Source organism: Vibrio sp. Y176, from assembly GCF_033438945.1.
The window spans coordinates 95,783-115,264 of record NZ_JAWOQS010000010.1 but is presented as its reverse complement, the minus strand read 5'-3'; the positions used below and the strand labels follow the sequence as shown (position 1 = coordinate 115,264).

Here is a 19,482-nt window from a genome sequence, read left to right as displayed (position 1 = left end):
GCTATTATTCAAGCACTAATAGGTTAATTAACCGCGCTAGGGGTACATGTTGTTGCCCCTAGAGCACACTTACAACTATCCAATAATTAATATTTCCTGTCAATTCGTGTTTTTATCAAGAACTCACACAAATGCGATCGCTATTCGACTCTGCCTGCCAAATTTACCTTTCATCGCCCATCTATCAGTTAGATTGAAAATTGACCTACCACAATTAGTTGTAGCACGCAGTTGTCTATAGCCAGGATCATTCACTCATCTAAACAACAAAAACTTGTTGTGTATGTGGGAAACTGTGTAAATCTTTGATTTTCCAGTTATCCACATACGCTATAAAGATCTATATTTAACTATATCAATCTATGGAAACTATAGAACTATAAGATCTATAGGAACCGTAACGTATTGATTTCAATTGGTTTTAACTCGTTTAAAGATCTTTTTTTAGGTCTTTAAGTAACAAGATCTAGGTTTAATTGATCATTTATTAGGTGTTTGTGATCTTCTTACAGGCTTTAGTGCTACATAATCTAGGTGAAAGTGATCATATATCAGGTGATTGGATAACAGGTTTTAGGTGTTTCTGTTCTTAAATGACATATTTTAGGTGTGTGAGATGGTTGTATAGGAGTCTTGTCCGGTTTTTTCTACTTTCGAGTCAATGATCACGTCGAATTCCCTCCCATATACCTAAAATGTGTCACATAGCTCATTTCAACCTAGAAAATGTCATCTATCGAGCCCATGACCTAAAACTTGTTAGCTATCAGTAATCGTGTGTATCGGTTAGTTCTGAAAGGGTATCTATCTTTTCCATTAACGACTCTAATTCATGCATTCCATCATCATGCTTTTGTTGCTCTTTTTCTGAGTGTCGCTTTGACAAGCTAGCTTCAACTTTAAGAGCGTGGTCTTCTTTACCCACATAGCGGTACGCGATGGCAAGTGATTCTAGTTCAGACTCGGTGAGTCTGACTTGGTTTTGAAGCCTTTTCAATTCAAGTTGTCGAATTGTCTTAAGAGCATCGTGTTGATTTAGTTCATCAATTGAACCTAGTTTAACCCACCGAAAGAGAAACTTGATTCCAGTAATGGTTCTACCTTTCTTTACAACCTCAAAACCCTTATCACCTTGGCTGCTTTCTAAAAATAGAAGCTCTTTGCTAATCTGAGGGTGTTCAGAAAGTTCTTTAATGCTTTCCCTGATACAACGTTTCATAAATACGCTGTTGTTTTTGAAGGAACTTTTATCTTTTTTCAGCTTCCCTGATTCGTCCAAAAGCCCAAATATTCCTTTCAGTTCACTAAGCTTTTGCGCATGCATTTCAAAGCCCTTGTCTTTGAAGCGACTAAGCAGTTCGTACAAGCGCTTAGAATACTCCTTCTTTACCTCAAAGAAATTGCGAGTATTAATCAGAGCAAATCCTTGATTATATTCAATATACTCAGGTTTTAGCATATCGTTAGGAACCATCGTAAGTATGCCGTGTTTATAAGCGATATGTTTAAAAAGAGGTCTATAGTCGAATTCAATATCACCTTTCGGGGTTTCCACCTTTATCCCGATTTTTCGACTAGCTAGGCGGTTCGCTACTGGACTTAAGTTGCTACCGATATGTTTAGACTCAACACCTAACCACTCTGATAATTGATGTGAAGTAAACTCATAGTGTGGTGTTTTCTGTTCCCAATCACTTGGTTTCATATGTGCAATCATCAACGCAAACATATCTGCTTCCCTAGCGGATAGATCTTGACGACTAAAGACCAGTTGATGGCCTTTTTTGATATGTTTCGGGAGGTTATCGCTTACCGCAGGGTAGAAATATTCTTCATCACTCATGCAAATGCACATCCATAAATAACAAGATTTAGGTAATTATGACACATTTTAGGTCACGCATGTATAGAAATACTCACATCAAGCAGTGATTACAGATACCTGACTTGTACTCGCCCGACTGCGTCACGATAGTATTCAACTAAGCCTTGAGACTCTTTCTCGGAAATGGTGTTCATGTACTCTGCTAACATGGTGGCTGTATCACGAACCTTGTTCACGCTAGCTTTCACGGCGCTTGCAGCCTTGTTGTGCCAGCTAGCAATCACAAACTTAAGGTATGACACGAACTTAGGCGCTAAAGGCTGTTGGTGCTTGTTGTACAGCTTGATAACACGACGAGCTCCACTAGCTGATAGGCGGCCTTGCTTAGCTGCTAGTTGAAGTTGTTTTACTTCGTCAGCGTCACGTTTGAAGATCTTCAAAAACCAAGAATCAGACGGGACACCGTTATTAATTTTATTTTTACTCTCTGTAGAGAGATCTTTTGTATTTATAGTGCCATTTTTGTTTTTGTCTGATTGTTCGCAAGCCTTGTCAGCACTGGCCTCAAGAGGTTTTTCCACAGAAGCCCCCCCTGAGTGCCGTTTTTGTCTATTAAAACGCTTTTGTGCAGCTTGTAGCGCGTATTTGTATGCGCCAGCGAACATTTCTTGGATGGCGTCTACGCATAGAGTGATGTGACGTAAATTCTGACCTGTTGCATTGTTTGGCTTCTGTTCTCGGACAATTAAGTTCAAGTCTTCTGCTGTTTTCAGTTGTTTTTTGAGAGTGTCAAAAGTGGTTCGACGACAATCATAGCGATCGCAGTTCTCGTTGTAGACCTGTACCAATCGAGTAGTTGATGCAAAGCAGGTATGGCCATGCTTAAGAATATGGCTTGAGATAGTTTCTAGTAGGCAAGCAAGTTTACGTTGTGCCGACGGTTTATTGGCTTTGATATTGGAGGCTTGGGTTCTGAATCCTGACTTCCAGTAGCAAGGATGCAGTAAAAGCGGTGTGTTTTGCATAAAATTTGATCAAAAAAAGGCGTAAAAATTTGCCACCGATCTCTTTGAACGTTATACTTACACCTGCTTTAGTGTGGTGTAATTTGTGTTAACGTTCGCTGAGATTGATGCTCAATCTAAACTGTTAAACTAATTACTAACCATTTGAGGCATTAGTCGCCAACTAAATGTCTCGCCTGATTAGGCTTCGGTCTAATTCATTACGGCATAATGACTTTCCTTAAGTTCGTTTGTCGTGACGCTTTAAGTTAGCCGCTTAAAGCTCGATTGCAGTAAGAAAGCCCGCTCGCCAAAGCGGGCTTTTTTATTTTCTGTTGCCCGAAATCGAATCACTTTCTCTCTATCACGGTATCGCCATGATCTAATTACAGAAAAACTCCCCTATTATTGATCGTAAATGGTTGATCAAACAAGTCCCTGTATCAAAGCGATTCCGAACAAGGTGCGTTACCATCTGGCGCTAGAGTTTACCAAAAATTTTATCTATTTAAACTCCTTTTGGACGTGTTAATATTCCGAACACGCCGAATTTTGTGGATAACTCTGTGATGAAATTTACTCCCCCACTAAGTGCTGAACAGCAATTGGAAACTCAAGTTAACCAATTAAAACAACAATTTAATCGCCGTCAGTTCCCGAAAAAGAACGCACCAGCGCTACCGTTGGATTTGTTAGTAACAATCTCAGGTTGCACCTTTGGTTTGCATAGCCAAAAAGACGGTAGACTCGTTCTAAAGGCCGATAAGGCGATTAACTTTGATAAGGGTGTCAATGTGTTGCGCTCAGTGTCGTATATTGCTGGCGCGCGAGATAGCGTATCTATCGCTGGTTGGGACTGGCGACCAACGCACTTCAAGAAAGATAAACTCTATTTGCGTCCTGTCGCGCCTAGTGATTTATAAAATTCCGAATTGGCCACCAGTATTTTCGATTTGATTGAGTGTTTTTTGTACTTAATTACTAATCGCTGGTGGCGCTTTTTAATTGATCAACTTATTGGAATTTTCGTGATGAAGATCCGAAGTTGACGAATTGCTGTTTAATTTGAGGCGCAACACTCACTTTTTGCTCTACTGGAACGTAGCTATTTGTCGGTAAAGTTGCCATTTTTCGGGAACCTAGCGACTCAAACATAGCTCGCACCACTTGATGATCTTCCTTGGTGGCCATGTTGGCGATCGCTTTGCGCTGCGCATCGGTTACATAGATAGGTAAAGAGTCCACAACATCAAGCAGCATCGAGGTTGCCTTAGCGTTTTGCTCTACCTGTTCACGCAATTCTGCGTTCACGCTTTCTAGGTACATAAGCTGGTTAGTAAGATCACCGACAAGCTCAACATTGGTCTGTTGAGTCATGTTCGCGTAGATATTACGCGCGGATTCCTCATCAAAACCTTGTTCCTGTAGCGATTCGAGGATCATTTGCTTGCTGTTCGCACTTTCCATCATCATGGCCGGATGGTCTAGGCTGATATAGTTCGGCTGCAACACGTAGTCCATACCGTGATATGAAGTCGTGATCGATGCCTCGCGTGTATCTTGGCCACCAGTCGCCCAACTCCAACCACCAGCACGGCTATTGTGCAAACCTAAAGCGATACGGCCTGTATCGGTATCTAAAAACTCTTGAGTGTGTTCAACAATACCGTCATCTGAACAGGTGATAGAGACTGTGCGGTTAGATGGCACGTTTTCTACCACAACCGGACGACCATTAATCATGATCACCTCAGTTTCACCGATTGAGAGCTTATTAGCGCGTTGGCGGGATTGATGGCCATAGTAACCATACGCTTCGCCTAGTCGTAGTAGCTCTTGAGTTCGTGGGCTGTTGATCATCGCTTGCACGGCTTTGATGATGTAATTGCGCTTGTTGGCGCTAAGCTTGCGACCGTCATTGAATAGGCTGAAACGGTCGGATACTTGTTTAAGTGCTTTTGCTGTCACTTTCTTTTCTCCATTAATGGCTTTGGATTTCGGTTAGTAGGTCGAGAACTACGTCTCTAACGAATCGTTCCGCTTCGCTTTGGTCAGTCATGCCAATGGATTCCATCATTTTGTCGTTCTTGGCCACTTGAGCCGCGAGCTCGGAAATGACTTCATTGGCCAGCTCGGAATCGAGGCCAACAACGGACGTGTAAAGATGGTTTTTGAGTTTCGGAGACTTGCCGATTGGGGATTGCTCGATAAGGTCAAGCACGGTGGCCAGCATGGTTGCGTAGTTCGCTTGAGATTCCATTGCATCGGCTTTCTCTTGCTCAATAGCGGTATTGAGAGAGTTAAAGCGGATCTCGAATGGCATATCGTTATCGTTCCACACCTTGCCGTCTCGGTAGATGGTGTGAATATCGATAGCGCGCTTAACGAACGCCACCACGGCTGCGCGGATTTGGTTGGCGCGTAGTGCAGATTGAATCGATGTGCGGAAGAAGCCGCCCTCGCCTAGTCCACCAGAAAGAAGATCACCAAACCCAAGCATGGATGGGTCTACGCCAAGCGTTCCGGCTAAGCGTTTAAGGTGAAACATAATGTCTTCGATGTGGGAGATATTCGGGTCAGTGGTAAAGGTATCGATCTGCAAGCCACCTTTAGCGCCGCCCATAAATGGCAATAGCGTGTTGATAACGGTTGGAATGAAACCTAGCTTGCGGGAACGGTCTACCACCTCTTGACGGTCTTGCTTCATCTGGTCAGCGACCATGTTGATGTATTCCGCAGCTCCGGCCGCATCTAAGCCGTCAGTGTTTACCGCTATCATGCGATCGATAAGTGAAGCATTCACACGACTTGCGCCGAGCGCTGCAATGGACTGGCGAAGCATCGACCAAGCCTCAAAACAGGTCAGAAGAATGGATGTGCCGTAGTTCTGCGTCTCGATTGGCATGCGTGAATACGCATCGTCATAAAGTGAGTAGCGCTGGCCAGTGTAGTTAACTGGCGGTATATCCATATCTGGTCGCCAGATTGGCATTTTTAGTGGGATAAGCGCCCAAGGCTCGGCAAGGCGTACCTGTTCGCCGTTCGCTCGGGTTTGTAGATATTCCGCAGTAAATCCCGCTAGCTCGCCCGAACGTTCGTACTCACGAATTTGGTTTGGCAACGTGTAGTAGTTGGCCTCAAAGTGAGTAATACCCACGCCCTCTTTCGTGTATGGGCGAACATAGTTAACCCCATAAACCAGCGTTGAATACGTCCAGTTCATTAGGTTTTCGTTGATTGGAGTTAGCAGCTCTCGGTTAAGACGGCCTACGTACTCGGCGTACTTCTCATCGGTTGGATGAAGATACACAGCCATGCCATTGTCGTTTGATACCGAAAGAGCGTGACCAAGGTGCAGATTGAGCGCGGCATCAATCGTGCTGTCCTCGGCCATTTCCTTGAGTATCGGATATAGCATGAAGCGATCTTTCGGCAGCTTGTGCAGAAAAAAGCGGTCTGAGCTTTTTCGACCGTCATTGGTCAGAGCGCCGTTGCTTTCATCTAATTGGTGTTCGCGATCGTGGAATGGCGATCCCGTGTATCCAGCGCCAGATTCAAAACTTATCCCACTCTCTTTATCGTCATTCTCGTTAAAGAAAGGGAACGCTTGTTTTAAAGCTGCCGCTAGCCCAATTGATGCCTTGTTTTGCGACATGTGCGACCTCGGTAATTTGAGGCGCTTTTTACAGGGATGGGGATGATCTTGGATGATAGCGCATCGCGTCAATGTGACCAATACGCTAATAAATCATTGATTTTCTATGCGTTAATTTTTTTTAGTCAAAGTTCAATTGCTTGCCTTTGAATCTTGGTTACTCACCAAAAACACTAATTTTTATTCTTGATGATAATAACCGTGTTCGGAATAATTCTCTCGTCCCTAAAAATCTACTTACTTAGATATTTTAGATTATTCATTAACTTAAATTGATATTGATAGTGGCGTTTTTTTGGGATGGGGAATAGGAAAGGAAAAAGTCGGGCGAAAGCTCGACTTTTTTTTTGGCTTTTATCCAAAGAATAAAAGGCACGTTCAATGAACACTGATTTAACCCGCAGTATTGAACAGGCGACAACAATCGATGAACTGGTACGCCAGTTTGAAGCCTTGCTCGCTGTCGATATTAGCGACACTCCAAAAGGCCACCAGCGCCTTAAGGCTAACCAACTAGCCAAAGATATTCTCGCCAAGTACAACGGCGACTACTCCAACGTTTCACCCGAAGATAAAGCAGCTCTGCGCGACTACACAGGTTTTGGCGGTATCGGTGGCTCCACCAACGAATACTACACGCCCAAATGGCTGGCGAGCGCGACTTGGGATGCAGTTCGTTCCTATGACTTTACTGGCGGTAGCGTACTTGAACCAAGTTCGGGCGTGGGCGTATTTAGCGAAACCAAACCTAAAGGCACCCTGACTACATCCGTAGAAATGGATCAGACCTCAGCGGCCATCAACCAAATTCTTCACCCCGAAGACCATGTAATCCAATCGGCATTCGAAGCGGTAGCAACTAATCCTGGCATTGGCGACTTTGACCTAGTGATCGGCAACCCGCCTTATGGTGTTCGAGACGCTAGCGCGATGAAAGACAAAGCGTACAAAGACATTAAGTACGCTGATCAGTATTTCGTTTCTCGTTCTATCGATAAAGCGAAAGCTGGTGGCTTGATTGCCCTAGTGCTGCCAACTCGTATTTGTGATGCGAAAAACCTTGAGAAGTGGCGTACACAACTCGCGCTTAAAGCGGAGTTTTTGGGCGCGCACCGACTACCAACGGGCACGTTCGCTGATACGGGCGTAGTAACTGACCTTGTTATCTGGCGCAAACACAGCGACCAAGCGAAAGCACTGATTGATAGCGCCGACCGCGACACGCTGATTGAATCTAACGTACTTTGGGACACTTGGCTCAAAGGTAAGTGGTTCGAGCGCGAGGGTAAGAAATTCATCAACGGCGAACAGACTGTTGAGGGCGTAGGTAAGTTTGCGCGCAAAGTCGTGAAGCGTGGCAACCGTTCTAACGATGATATTAAAGAGTCGTTAATGCGCCGCTTTGACAGTCGCATTGATTGGATGTTACTCGATGAAGCGGTTAGCGAGCCAGTGAGCGCGAAATACTCCGATGGAGACACGATTTTCCGCAATGGCCAGCAGTACGAAATGATCGATGGCGAATGGGAGCTATCTGAAAGCAATGCGAAAACAGGCGTTATCAGTAAGGCGACCTATGGCGTAGATAACACCGATGAGATCGGTTCTATCACCTACTCTACTGAATCGATGCTTAAGCTATCGGCCAGCCAAGCGCTCAAGCTTTTCGAAGATTACGGTTACTTGTGTCATGACGACTTTAAAGCCCTAATGCGCGAGATTGCCAAGCTGCCAAAAGCAAGCCAAGAACACGCTTACAAAGGCATTCTACTTGGCATGAAAGTTCAAACACTTGCAACGCTGGTTGCTGGTAGCCGAACGACATCCAATAGCAACTTGGCCAACATGGCAATGGGCGCGGAGGACTTCCAGACCGAACAATATCGCGTGAAGTTAAGCGGCGAAGTGTTAGAGCTGAACGCACTAATGGGCGGCTCTAAGGTATCGAAGAAAGCGCTAAGCAACTTAAGCGAGAAGTACGTCTCTGCATGGAATTACTACCACTCATCGATCGATTATAAGGGCAAACTGTCTGACCTACTCAAAGGCGACCTTAAGCGTGAGCTGACCGTTCAATACAGTTCGTCTCGCATTGGTGACGTGTTCCATCTATGTGACCGTGAACTAGGCATAACCACACTGACACTGCATGACGTTCGCACGTATTACACCGCAAGCGGTATCGATGCGATGAGCGATGAGCAGTTGCTTGATTACCTAGCGAACATGGATGAGGTAGCGGTAAACCCTGACGGTACGGTGACGGCATTCCATAAAGCGACGACTGGCCTAGTCGGTAAGCGCATGGATCAGCTGACCGCACAATTAGTATCGGCCACCAGCGATACCGTGAAAGCTAACATCATGCGCCAAATCCAAGCCATCGAATCTAAGCGAAACAAGATCTCGATTGCCGATGTGAAGATGAAGCTTACCGATAAGTGGATTCCTAAAAACATCATGCTTGAGTTCCTGCATGACCGTGGCTACACGGAATTTATCTTGGGCGACTTTACCGAGGATAAGGACGGCTTTGAGGATTTCGTACAAAGCGAATCCGGCCAATACCTTACTGGCTACCGTTGGCGTGATGGCGAATGGATTGATGGCCTAACTCGTAATGGCGTGAAAGGTAAAGCAGCGAACAGCGATGAGCGATTTGAGCGTCAAATTGAATCGTACATCAACTATGGTGCGGTTCGTGGCGGTAGTAAGAACGAAGATAAATCACTTATCCGTGAACAAATGCGCCGCCTCGATGATGAGTTTTCCACATGGATTGCATCATCTGACCATTCAGAATACTTGGAACAGGTTTACAACAATACGTTTAACGGTTGGATTAAGCCGGAGTTTGATGACTCACCACTAACGCTAAATGGCGTATCTGGTGCGATTGAGTTCCTACCTTACCAAAACTCAACGATTCGCCGTCACAGTGCAGACGGTAACGGCATTATTGCCTTTGGTACTGGCTTGGGTAAAACGCTCACTGGCCTTGGCCTCGTGCAGCACAACCTAGAAACCAAACGCGCTAACCGTGTGGCCATCGTTGTTCCTAAATCCGTGTTAGAGAACTGGTTCTATGAGTCCGACCTGTTCTTTGGTGAAAGCAATCTATCTGACAAGGTATTTATCGGCCTTGAAGTTCACAAAGACGATGACGGAAAAATCATTCGGGAACCGGTATTAGATGAAACGGGCGAACCGAAGTTAGACAAGAAAGGCGATCCTATCTTGCGCGCCAAACTGACCGTAGACACAAACGGCAAGCGCGTAGCAGAACAGCTCCACCAGCTTACACAGTCAACCGCTCGCATCGTGGTAATGACAAAAGACGTGTACAACCGCATTCCATTGAAGCCGGACACGATTTCGGCCAACGTGCTTGAAATGCGCGATGCTGGTTTGATTGCTGGTTCAAGCAAGCTAGTTAAGGAAGCGGAAAGCCACACAGAGCAAGCGAAGAACGCGCGCTTTGAAGCGAAATATGCTGACGATGGTACGGCCAAAAACGAAGAACTACCGTACTTTGAGGACTTGCTATTCGATTCGGTTATGGTCGATGAGGCGCATGATTTCCGCAACTCGTACAAGGGCGGCTCATACCGAAACAATCTGGCATTCTTGCCTAGCCAAGCGCAAGCCGATCGCGCTATCGATATGCAGCTTAAGAACAACGTCATTAAGGCTCGCAATGACGGTCGAGGCGTTTACTTCCTAACGGCTACGCCAACCGTAAACAGCCCTGTTGATATGTTCAATATGCTGTCCCACATCATTCCGGCAGACACGTTTGCCAAGATGGGGATCTTTGACAGCGACGACTTTATCCGCATGTTTGGTAAGACTGGCGAAGCGCTGGTTACTAAGATTTCGGGCGAAGTTGAACAGCGTGAAGCCCTACTCGGATTCCAAAACCTAGACGCACTTCGAAACATCGTTAACCGCTACATGACGATCGAGGATGCTAAATCCGTTGGTGCCAACGTTCACATTCCTGACCTGATTAGCCAGCAAAGCGTTGTCCAAATGAATGGCGAACAGGAAGCGCTATATGAGGAACTACGCCAGCGCGCTGACGCAATCAGTAATCCAGACAAAGACGAAAACCAAGAGATTGTAGAGCAATACCCTAACGACACGGTTTTCGGCCTAATCCGTAAAATGGACAAGGTAAGTACAGACCTTGATTTGTACTATGAGCGTGTTACCTACCGATTCGCCAAGGACAACAAAAAAGAGGTTGAGGCGGCAGTCGCTAAGCTACCAAATACCGTCACGGTCGCTTTTGAGGATGTGGCACCAGACGGCACGGTTAAGCTAAGCAAAATCCAAGTTAAGGTTGATAAGAGCGTTAAGGTCGAGGGCGATCACTGCGTGGTTCAGCTCCACCAGCAACTTGATGACCGATTCACAAACATTTGTGACAAGGCCAAGTTGAAATTTACGCACCCTGTCTCCCCTAAGTACGCCAAGTTCCTTGAGAACGCGCGCGAGATTTATCTGGCTGGCGGTAAGCAGCTTGTCTTTACCGAAGAAAAAACACAGCACAAGAAAGTCGCGCGAATCATTGCGGATTTTGTTGGTTGCAAGCTGTCTGAAATCGGTATTTTGAACAGCGATACCGTTGCGGGTAAGAAAGGCTCTAAAGCGACTGAGGACGATGAGGAAGCGGGTTTGGAAGCAATGGCCAATGCTTACAACACCTCGAAATACAAATTCATGATCCTCAATAAAAAAGGCGAAGTCGGCATCAACCTGCATCATGGCACAACCGATATTCACCACTTAACGCTACCTTGGACTCCAATGAGTATCACACAGCGTAATGGCCGTGGCGCGCGTGTTGGCTCTAAACAAAACAGCGTGAACGTTCACTACTACACGTCGAAAGGCTCATTCGATGATTTCCGCTTGGCCACAATCCAACGCAAAGCCACTTGGATTGAGACAATGTTCAAAGGTGATGAAAAGTACATTGCGAACGCCGATGCAGACGCAGCCGACGAAACTGCAATCATGCTGGCAGCAAATCCAGAAGAAGCGAAAGCCCGTATCGAAGCGGCTAAGCGTCAAGCTGAGCGCAAGCGCAAATTAGAGGAACGCCGACTAGCAAGTATTAACGTCAGCAAGTACATCAAAGCCACCCAAATGCTTGCTTTGGATGTGAGTGCAGTTGAGGGCGAGCTGGCCGAACTACGCGAGAAGTTAGAGCCACTACGCAAAGAGGTGGAAGAAGATCGCCTACGTGCAGAGGGCGAGAAGCGCGGCAGTTGGCAGCACAAAAACTACCAACGCACCAAAGGCAGACTGTTTGCGCTAGAAAGCCAAATCAAAACCTATGAGGCAGCGATCAAAAACCGCGACAAAGCGAGCGATACCATCAAGAAATTGAAACCAGCAATGGAGCTGGCCATCAATGACGGTGTGTTAAAGGATTACCCTGACTTCCTAACTCATCCAGAGTTATACATTGTTCGCAACGGTGTGATTGTGCGTAATGGCTACACCTACAAAGCCGAAGTTAAGAGCCGTTCTTGGAGCGCCGAGTACGATTCAAAAGCAACAATCATGATCACCAACTTCGACCGTAAATCTGGCACGGTGGACGGCTTTATTACTGAAATGGACGGCGAACCAGCGTCACGCAACTATGTCGATCTACCTGTTGAGCGCATCATTGAAATTGCGCCAGTGAATCAGGATAGAGCTGCGCTAGAAGCAAAAGCGCTCCAAGGTGTACCACTAAGTGAAGTCGCTCATACGTTTGACCGTGAGACGTTCTTTGAACTGGTCGCAGAAAAGAAAATGAAAGCCTACGGTAACAGCCGCCGTTGTTTGGTGCGCAATGCTGACGGCTCATTCTCTACGCCGTGGGGATTGGATGTTGAACCAGACCAAACGCTGATTTATCCAGATGCGAGCGATAAAGCGATCGTGAAAGCCCTACTCGACCAAGTAACCAAGCAATTGGAAGATAAAGGTCGCGTGATGTTGGAACACGACATTCTAAGTTTCTTTATCGGTAGCGATTGGGACAAACAGGCGATGGAAAACGGCAACCAAGTGAGCGAACAGGAAGTTGTTGAACTGGTGACACTTGAGATCAAAGCATTCGAGGAAAAATACCCTGAGCTTTATCAAGAAGCGTTACTGAAAGCAGAGACGACTTACAAAACGTCTATCACTTTCCTTAAAGAGCTAGATAACCATCTAAGCAATTTGAAATGGACAGGTTACACCAACGCACACGAAGCTCGCCGCCTATCGGCTCGTGAGTTCACTCGTTACACCGATATTCTGACCGAACGCTCTAGCGAATACCGCACAGAGCTGGAAGATAAGCTATTCGCTGACTTCACTAAGCTGGTGGCTAACGACCCTGACCGTGCGAAACGTCTATCACAGATCGCGTACTGGATGACGCAATACAAACCAACGACCGATACTCACCTACTGAAAAAGGTCGATGCGATTTACGGCGAAAACTCACAAGAAACCATGCTTAAGGTATGTGCTGACCTACACGCTATTGGCGAACGTGAGTTCCTATCCGGTGATGGCCTAATCTTCTCGGATGACTGGTCATTGAATCGCATGAAAGGTGCGTATGGTTCGCTATTCACTTATCGCAGCGCACAGCGTGAGGAATTTATCGAGAAGTACCTAAATGCGGATAAGCCGGAAAAGGCCGAGGTTAAAGTGACCGAAACGCAGAAAGTGAAAATCGATAATATCTCTGCCATTAACGTAGAGAGCATCGAGAAGTTTAGCGAACTAATGTCAGGCATTGGCATCGACGTTAAAATGGTGACTTCACCAATTAGCTGGAAGCCTAAGCGCGGTCGCAACCGAAAAGAGATTGTTGTAGAGCCATACGAACGCATTGGTTTGATGGACAACAATGGCCTTAAAGGTTCGCTTAAAGTGATGTTCGCTGGTGACAAGGAAGCTAAGGCCGAGTACGGCGCTGACTTCGCATCAAACGCAAGCAGTGAATTTAATGGCGGCTGGTGGTTTATCTCTGCGAAAGCGGATTTGGAATTGCTAGCGAAATCGCTATTAACCATTCATAACACAATGGCCGAAGCTGCCTAACTCAAATTTTCGCATGCGAAAAGTTCTCGCATGCGAAAACTTTTTGGAGACAACAATGATTACCCAAGTGAAATTGCCTACCGTTGAAGATCTACAGCCCTTACTCGATGAGGCGCTAGAAACAGCGCAAAGCAAAGAAGCATTTATCCAAGCTCAAGTAGATGGCATTTACAAAACACTTAAAGCCAATCCGCTCATGTACCGTCACTATGGCGCTTATTGGTGGGCGGTTAAATCGCTCATGGCCAAGCATGGTTATGACCTTGGCAGCGATTCAGAAGTGATCACAGAGCAACACTTCAATTTCGAAGACCCTGCGATTTTGTTGTGTGCTGCGTGGGCGTACCAGCAAGAGCAAGTTGATAAAGGCTACTGGCAAGCAAACCTACATACCTACTACGTCGATGATGAAGAATTTGAATATTCTATCGAGGACGTAAATCTCGAAGCGTGGAGTGTTAACAGCAAATCGATGCGTTAAGTTTTCGCATGCGAAAACTTTTTCTCATATGCCCGTCATTTTTGGCGGGTATTTTTTTGCATGGAATTTGGTAAGAAGTTCTCGCATGCGAAAACTATACGGAATGGGATGTTTTAAAGTTCTCGCATGCGAAAACTTTTGAGATAGAAAAAATAAACCCCGCCACTGAACAAATGGCGGGGATTGCACGTTGAACAGATAAGCTTTGATGCAATCAATCCTACCCCTAATAGTTTTGTTGCCGCCTATCTGTAATTTAATTTATATGAAATAATTTTCATATTCAACGGGTTTTTCAATATTTTTTTATTAAAAACAATAAATTATGCAACTAGGTGCTTTTCCCTTCTTATGCCTGTTGACGCTGCTCTTTGTAACCTAGTTAAGTAATAGAATTGTCAAAAAGTTTTCGCATGCGAAAACACATGGAATCAATCTCACAATTTATCTAATGTTCTCGCATGCGAAAACTTGTGCAATCGGTTCTGTTTGTTACTTTTTTTTCTTGTGCTGTTGCTACTGGCAACGTATAGTGTGTGCCTGTTGCCAGTGACAACAATCGAGAGGCATTGATATGGCATCCAAGGAACGATGCGAAAGATTAAATCAATTAGTCCAAAAGGCAGGAAGTACCAGAAAAGCCAAGCAGCTCATTGATGGCGTTAAGGGTGTAAGCCCTTGCCACACTGCTATTTACAAAGCAATGCACGGCGGCGGTACAACTGATTACGTAGTTCAGTGCTATATCGAGGATCTTGAGGTAGCACTGAGCAAACCAAAACAGCAAACAAATTCCACCAGCAAAGGAAATTAATTAATGAGCATTATCATGGCGATTGCCAACCAAAAAGGCGGCGTTGGTAAAACAACTTGTACTTACAACTTTGGCATTAGCATCGCTAGCCAAGGCAACAAATGTCTATTCCTGGACTTTGACCCACAAAACAACTTAGGCGGCTCAATCGCACCGGAAATGGTCGAGAATCCAGAGTACACATCTGCGAGCTGCCTACACAACGCTTACAACCTTTTTGAAAATCCAGTAAAGGCTAAACCTTTCGAAGTCAGCGAAAACGTACACGTTATTGGCGGCGATAAGCGCATGGGTAACATTACTCAATCACAAATCTTAAACGTGGCTGAGTCTATCGACCTTATCAAAGACGACTACGACTATATCTTTATCGACTGTCCACCAGCGGCGAACGCGCTACAGCATGCAGCGCTACTTGTGGCCAGTAAGCTACTTATCATTAGCCAAGCACAAAAAATGTCGATCAAAGGCGTTAATGAGCTGGTTAAGACCTCGCGCCAAATCCGTCGAATGAACCCTGACTTGGAAGTATTAGGCATTGTCCTAAACCTTATCGAAGCCAACATTACAAACGACCAGCGCGAACAGGAAGCGGAACTTCGTAAAGAGTACGGCAACCTAGTTTTTGAAAACAAACTGATTAAAACAACGCGCGTAAGTGAAGCTCTAAACCAAGGCAAAGCACTGATTGAAACCAACCCTAAAGCGGCTGATAAATTCGGCTTTACAGCGGTTTGTGAGGAACTTTGCAAGCGCATGGTAGAGGTGACAGCATGACCAAAAGCTTAAGAGATCGAATCAAGCTTAGCGACCTAGATAATCTCTTGGATGAATCAGCGGTAGAAATCCGCGATGCAGCGAAAGTGCTGGCTATCCCTAAAGACTCTTTGTATTCAGTTGAGCAAGTTCGTGAAGAATTTAACGATGAATCACTACTTGAGTTATGCGAAAGCCTAGAAGAAAACGGCCAAATTCAACCTGTCGTTGTTTACCCGTTCGATGGCAAGGGATACAAAATCCAAGAGGGTGAACGCCGTTGGCGCGCCACTATGTTGAGCGACAAGCTAACTCACGTTGAATGTATTGTCCGTGAAAAGGGCGATATTTTTGGTCAGCTCATCGAAAACATTCAGCGAGAAGATTTAACGCCAATCGAATTAGGTAAGGCGTTTGACCAAGCAAAGAAAAAGCACAATCTGGATAACCGTGGCTTGGCTAAGCGCCTTGGCAAATCAGACGGCTACATTTCGAAATACCTAAATGTACTTAAAGCCCCTGACTTTGTTTTGGAAGCATTCCAAAAAGGGATTATTGGTGATGTAGAGTCCATCAACGAACTACGCAAAGCAACCGTCGATAACTCTGAGCGCGTTCGTGAAGCGCTGGAAAGCGGCGAGAAGCTAACACGCCAAGATTGTGTAAAACTGCGCACTGGCGAGCTAGATAGCAAGGTGGAAGTTGCACCTCAACCTAGCAAACCAGAGAAAGCAGAAAAGACCGATAAGACACCAGTAAGCAAAAAGCCTACGGCAAACCAAAAGCCTACCAGCATTTGTGTGATGGTTAATGACCGTCATGGTTTGGTGTTCGCATCTGGTAAGCATAGCGACAAGCTAACGGTACTGTTTGATGATGGCGAACTTGAGCAAGTGCCAGTTGGTGAAGCTCAATTAGTTGGGTATCGTGTGTAAAGTTCTCGCATGCGAAAACTTTTAAAGCGGGTGGCTAATTAGCTGCCCGTTTTTCGTTAGGACGTAATACCCGCCGTCACGGTAGACACCAACCACATAGTGATCGAGCGGCACGTCTTGCCAGCCAAATAGCCCTAGTTCGTCATCGCAATAAGCGACGATATTCACCAGCTTTACCTTTTGGACATGCAGTAGATAGATATTATCTAGCGCCCCTTTAAATGGCCTGTAGATATACTCGCCATCTTTCCTTAAAGCGGGGATCTCATTCCCTGCGACTGAATGGCCATCGGCAACGCCGTCTTCGTTTATGTCGATTAGCCCGTAGTGATAACGATGCCTGATAGTAAACATCCCCTACTCCCAAATGCAAAAACGCCAGATTTGACAATTAAATCTGGCGTTTTTGTGTCTATAAAGGTTGTATAGGCAATATATGCCAAGAACTATTTTATAGCATGCCTCGAAGCGTTTGCAAGTTCGTCCAGTTGCACACTAGACTCGAACATAAAGCCTGTTTGTACCCCCTCGTTTTCTAGCTCTTGATTCACACGCCCAAGAATATCAATAAGCGATGCACCGCCGCCGCCAAACATATCCCCGAGCGCTTGGCCTTGGTGAAGCAGCTCACTATTGATTGCCTCGGCCATTGCCTTAAATGCCAGTGTCATGCGTTTTGCGCTTCGGTTGTTCGCAGCAATGAATCTCGCCAGCGCTTCGGCCTCGGGATCGTTGTCGCCAAACAAACCGGACTGAGCTAATAGCTCATCGATGTGCTGACCGGAATCTTTGGCCTGTCTTACTAGCTCGGTTGCTTGCACCAGTGAGTCAAGTGCTGACTTAGCGAGGTCAGGTTGTGAGGCGTTAATTTCCACGGCTTCTGCCAGCGTTCCAGACGTGTTTTTATGCACCTCTCCGCTAAGGTATTGCATCTCAACAAACGCGCTTGCTGCGCCGTTTAGCGCGCTCAAAATGTTGCGAATTTCGGGATCGGCTTCCTCGGCTACCAGCTTCACCAACTTCTCGTTTTTGTACGCCTTGGCAAACACGGCATTTTGCATGCGCTCAATCAGTTGCTTGGTTGGTCGGCCATCTTCGGTAAGTAGTCCGGCGGTTGAGTTATCCCCAATTTCAGTTAAGAAACTGTTTATAAATCCTTGGTTAGACTTGGCCAAAAGGTTGCCTGTTTCGCTCGGTTGGAAAAGGGCAATCATGCGGTCATCGATGCGCTCTGCGTCAATCCAAGCCGTCTCGGCGGCGCTCATCTGTTGCAAGTCAGAGAGGTTGGAGTCTCGGGCAAACTTAGCACGGTTAACTTTGGTGACACGTTCTCGAACCAACACTGGCTCGCGCATGCTCTCAACTTTCTCCGGTGATAGGTCGAAGCGCTCCGCATTGTCGATTAGGAACTGGCGGTACTTATCAGCCTTGCCCTCTCTATACGCTTTGATGATAGCGATGGTTCGACCGTTCCCCGACTCCACCACATTATCCGAGCCAACAATCGGTGCGCCGTGGCTAGATAGTCCAGAATCGGTTAATTGTTGTGGACGCAAATCGTTGGCCATCTTTGAGATCTGCAATTTTGAGGATACGCGAGTACGGTCGCGCGGTTGCAGTTCTTGCGGGAAGTTCGGATTGATTCGACCGTCTAAGTCGTTCGATGGAATAAGGTCGCTGGCTTCCACGACTTTAAAGCCTGTTTCCACTTCGTCGCCTTTTGCTGTCACAACGTAGCTGGTGCGACCTAGCTTGGGTTTTGGATTGTCTGTTGCGTACAGTTGAACAATCTCGGCTAGGTCATTGATGTTTTTCGCCTCTTTGATTTCGGCGCTAATTGATGTGAGTTGGTTCAATTTGACCGCTCCGGTTGGAGTGGCGAGTTTTCGCATGCGAAAACTTTTGGGACAGGGAAAAGGATTAAAGGCTCTTAAGCAATGCGAAAAGCGCCTTGGCGTAGTTATGACGTTCGCTGGCTGCTAGTGCAAGGTTTAAAGATTGCTTGTAGTAATAGTCTGCTCGGATTTTAGTGAAAACATTCATCGTTTTTTCTCAAGTTCTCTGAAAAGCTTTCGCATGCGAAAACTATATCGAACGAGATTCTTTAAAGTTCTCGCATGCGAAAAGTATATAGAATGTCATGTTTTAAAGTTCTCGCATGCGAAAACTTAAGCGGCCAGTTTGTCAGGATTGTACTCGAACCATTCAATCGCTTTTTGCTTGATGCTATCTAGCTCCAAGCCCTCTGAGTGAACATCTCGCATTACATCAACAAACAACGATGGCTTGGCTGTATTAAACTCCCCTGCAAGGAATCTCGCAACCAGTTCGCTTTGTTCAACTGGACGTTCGTCATTGTCGCGCCCATTCTGCTCAATGTGCTTAGTGATGGTCTTGATAGCCTTGCTACGGTCAGCGCGCGACCAGCTACCAAAACCACCATTTTTCTTGGCTGAGCCCGCATCGTTTTTCCAGTAGTCCAAACCTCGCGCAATATGCCCTTTGAAGCCAAACTGGAAGTTTTCGCCATCCTTGTAAACAACGTAGTTATCCCCCTTTTCAACCATTTGGTAGTTAGGGAAAAACGCCATTTCGTATTCGTACCAGTTAGGCAGAAGTAGCACTTCATTGAGCTTTTCAATCTTATCGGAGCGGCCTAACTTGGAAAATTCTTCTACCGATATTGGCTCATCCGAACTTGATACCGGTTCCTGCTCAACCTTTTGGTTAGCGCCTGTCAGTTTATTAAGAATTTCCACCAGCTCACGGTTCTTTTTGATGCGTTCACCAATCGATAGCTGGCCACTCTTAAGCTCTTTCAACAAACCCGCAGCATCGCGGTTGAGCGTCATTTTTTCTCTTAAGCTTAACACTTGATTCTCTCCGGTTTAGGCCGCCGATGTGGCGGCCT

13 protein-coding genes are annotated in these 19,482 nt (G+C 45.9%); 6 read left to right on the top strand and 7 right to left on the bottom strand.

The features are described from left to right. Positions 1–766 precede the first annotated feature (766 nt). Together R7O13_RS20310 and R7O13_RS20305 are read right to left on the bottom strand one after the other, a co-directional pair. Entirely contained in the window at positions 767–1,843 is a 1,077-nt protein-coding gene (locus R7O13_RS20310) for a replication initiation protein (protein ID WP_054577229.1), read from the bottom strand. Positions 1,844–1,932: 89 nt separating this feature from the next. Beyond that, positions 1,933–2,850: a hypothetical protein gene (locus tag R7O13_RS20305; RefSeq protein WP_213868159.1), complete on the bottom strand. Its 918-nt coding sequence runs from the start codon at positions 2,848–2,850 to the stop codon at positions 1,933–1,935. A gap of 545 nt (positions 2,851–3,395) precedes the next feature. Between R7O13_RS20305 and R7O13_RS20300 the strand changes: the two genes are divergently transcribed. Continuing rightward, complete coding sequence (locus R7O13_RS20300; RefSeq protein ID WP_237284024.1) at positions 3,396–3,752, top strand: hypothetical protein; 357 nt, start codon at positions 3,396–3,398, stop codon at positions 3,750–3,752. Between the two features lie 91 nt (positions 3,753–3,843). On the opposite strand, the gene R7O13_RS20295 is transcribed toward R7O13_RS20300, so the two are convergent. Beyond that, on the bottom strand, positions 3,844–4,797 hold the full coding sequence (locus tag R7O13_RS20295; protein ID WP_050550055.1) for a hypothetical protein: 954 nt from the start codon (positions 4,795–4,797) through the stop codon (positions 3,844–3,846). 13 nt (positions 4,798–4,810) lie between these two features. Then, on the bottom strand, positions 4,811–6,484 hold the full coding sequence (locus tag R7O13_RS20290; RefSeq protein ID WP_050550056.1) for a portal protein: 1,674 nt from the start codon (positions 6,482–6,484) through the stop codon (positions 4,811–4,813). A gap of 381 nt (positions 6,485–6,865) precedes the next feature. Between R7O13_RS20290 and R7O13_RS20285 the strand changes: the two genes are divergently transcribed. The 5 genes from R7O13_RS20285 to R7O13_RS20265 all read left to right on the top strand — a co-directional run bounded on the left by R7O13_RS20285 (position 6,866) and on the right by R7O13_RS20265 (position 16,571). After that, on the top strand, positions 6,866–13,585 hold the full coding sequence (locus tag R7O13_RS20285; RefSeq protein ID WP_262645288.1) for an SNF2-related protein: 6,720 nt from the start codon (positions 6,866–6,868) through the stop codon (positions 13,583–13,585). A 55-nt stretch (positions 13,586–13,640) separates the two neighbouring features. Further along, a complete protein-coding gene (locus R7O13_RS20280) occupies positions 13,641–14,066 on the top strand; it encodes a hypothetical protein (protein ID WP_054579116.1) in 426 nt (141 codons plus the stop codon). A 574-nt stretch (positions 14,067–14,640) separates the two neighbouring features. After that, a complete protein-coding gene (locus R7O13_RS20275; protein ID WP_017634062.1) occupies positions 14,641–14,880 on the top strand; it encodes a hypothetical protein in 240 nt (79 codons plus the stop codon). 3 nt (positions 14,881–14,883) lie between these two features. Beyond that, on the top strand, positions 14,884–15,657 hold the full coding sequence (locus R7O13_RS20270) for a ParA family protein (RefSeq protein ID WP_213868161.1): 774 nt from the start codon (positions 14,884–14,886) through the stop codon (positions 15,655–15,657). After that, on the top strand, positions 15,654–16,571 hold the full coding sequence (locus tag R7O13_RS20265; RefSeq protein WP_158159315.1) for a ParB/RepB/Spo0J family partition protein: 918 nt from the start codon (positions 15,654–15,656) through the stop codon (positions 16,569–16,571). Before R7O13_RS20270 ends, R7O13_RS20265 begins: the two co-directional genes overlap by 4 nt. Before the next feature lie 21 nt (positions 16,572–16,592). Here the strand turns inward: R7O13_RS20265 and R7O13_RS20260 are convergent, their stop codons facing one another. The 3 genes from R7O13_RS20260 to R7O13_RS20250 form a co-directional block, all read right to left on the bottom strand. Next, a complete protein-coding gene (locus R7O13_RS20260) occupies positions 16,593–16,925 on the bottom strand; it encodes a hypothetical protein (RefSeq protein WP_079878982.1) in 333 nt (110 codons plus the stop codon). Between the two features lie 92 nt (positions 16,926–17,017). After that, on the bottom strand, positions 17,018–18,463 hold the full coding sequence (locus R7O13_RS20255; protein ID WP_213963482.1) for a hypothetical protein: 1,446 nt from the start codon (positions 18,461–18,463) through the stop codon (positions 17,018–17,020). A gap of 276 nt (positions 18,464–18,739) precedes the next feature. Beyond that, positions 18,740–19,423 carry a hypothetical protein gene (locus tag R7O13_RS20250; protein ID WP_213963481.1) on the bottom strand — a complete coding sequence of 228 codons (684 nt, stop codon included), beginning with the start codon at positions 19,421–19,423 and terminating at the stop codon, positions 18,740–18,742. Between the last annotated feature and the right edge of the window lie 59 nt (positions 19,424–19,482).

Excerpts from the sequence above, each read along its gene's own strand:
- R7O13_RS20310 (WP_054577229.1), bottom strand. The coding sequence starts at position 1,843 with ATGAGTGATGAAGAATATTTCTACCCTGCGGTAAGCGATAACCTCCCG.
- R7O13_RS20305 (WP_213868159.1), bottom strand. The coding sequence starts at position 2,850 with ATGCAAAACACACCGCTTTTACTGCATCCTTGCTACTGGAAGTCAGGA.
- R7O13_RS20290 (WP_050550056.1), bottom strand. The coding sequence starts at position 6,484 with ATGTCGCAAAACAAGGCATCAATTGGGCTAGCGGCAGCTTTAAAACAA.
- R7O13_RS20285 (WP_262645288.1), top strand. The coding sequence starts at position 6,866 with ATGAACACTGATTTAACCCGCAGTATTGAACAGGCGACAACAATCGAT.
- R7O13_RS20280 (WP_054579116.1), top strand. The coding sequence starts at position 13,641 with ATGATTACCCAAGTGAAATTGCCTACCGTTGAAGATCTACAGCCCTTA.
- R7O13_RS20275 (WP_017634062.1), top strand. The coding sequence starts at position 14,641 with ATGGCATCCAAGGAACGATGCGAAAGATTAAATCAATTAGTCCAAAAG.
- R7O13_RS20270 (WP_213868161.1), top strand. The coding sequence starts at position 14,884 with ATGAGCATTATCATGGCGATTGCCAACCAAAAAGGCGGCGTTGGTAAA.
- R7O13_RS20265 (WP_158159315.1), top strand. The coding sequence starts at position 15,654 with ATGACCAAAAGCTTAAGAGATCGAATCAAGCTTAGCGACCTAGATAAT.
- R7O13_RS20260 (WP_079878982.1), bottom strand. The coding sequence starts at position 16,925 with ATGTTTACTATCAGGCATCGTTATCACTACGGGCTAATCGACATAAAC.
- R7O13_RS20255 (WP_213963482.1), bottom strand. The coding sequence starts at position 18,463 with ATGCGAAAACTCGCCACTCCAACCGGAGCGGTCAAATTGAACCAACTC.
- R7O13_RS20250 (WP_213963481.1), bottom strand. The coding sequence starts at position 19,423 with ATGACGCTCAACCGCGATGCTGCGGGTTTGTTGAAAGAGCTTAAGAGT.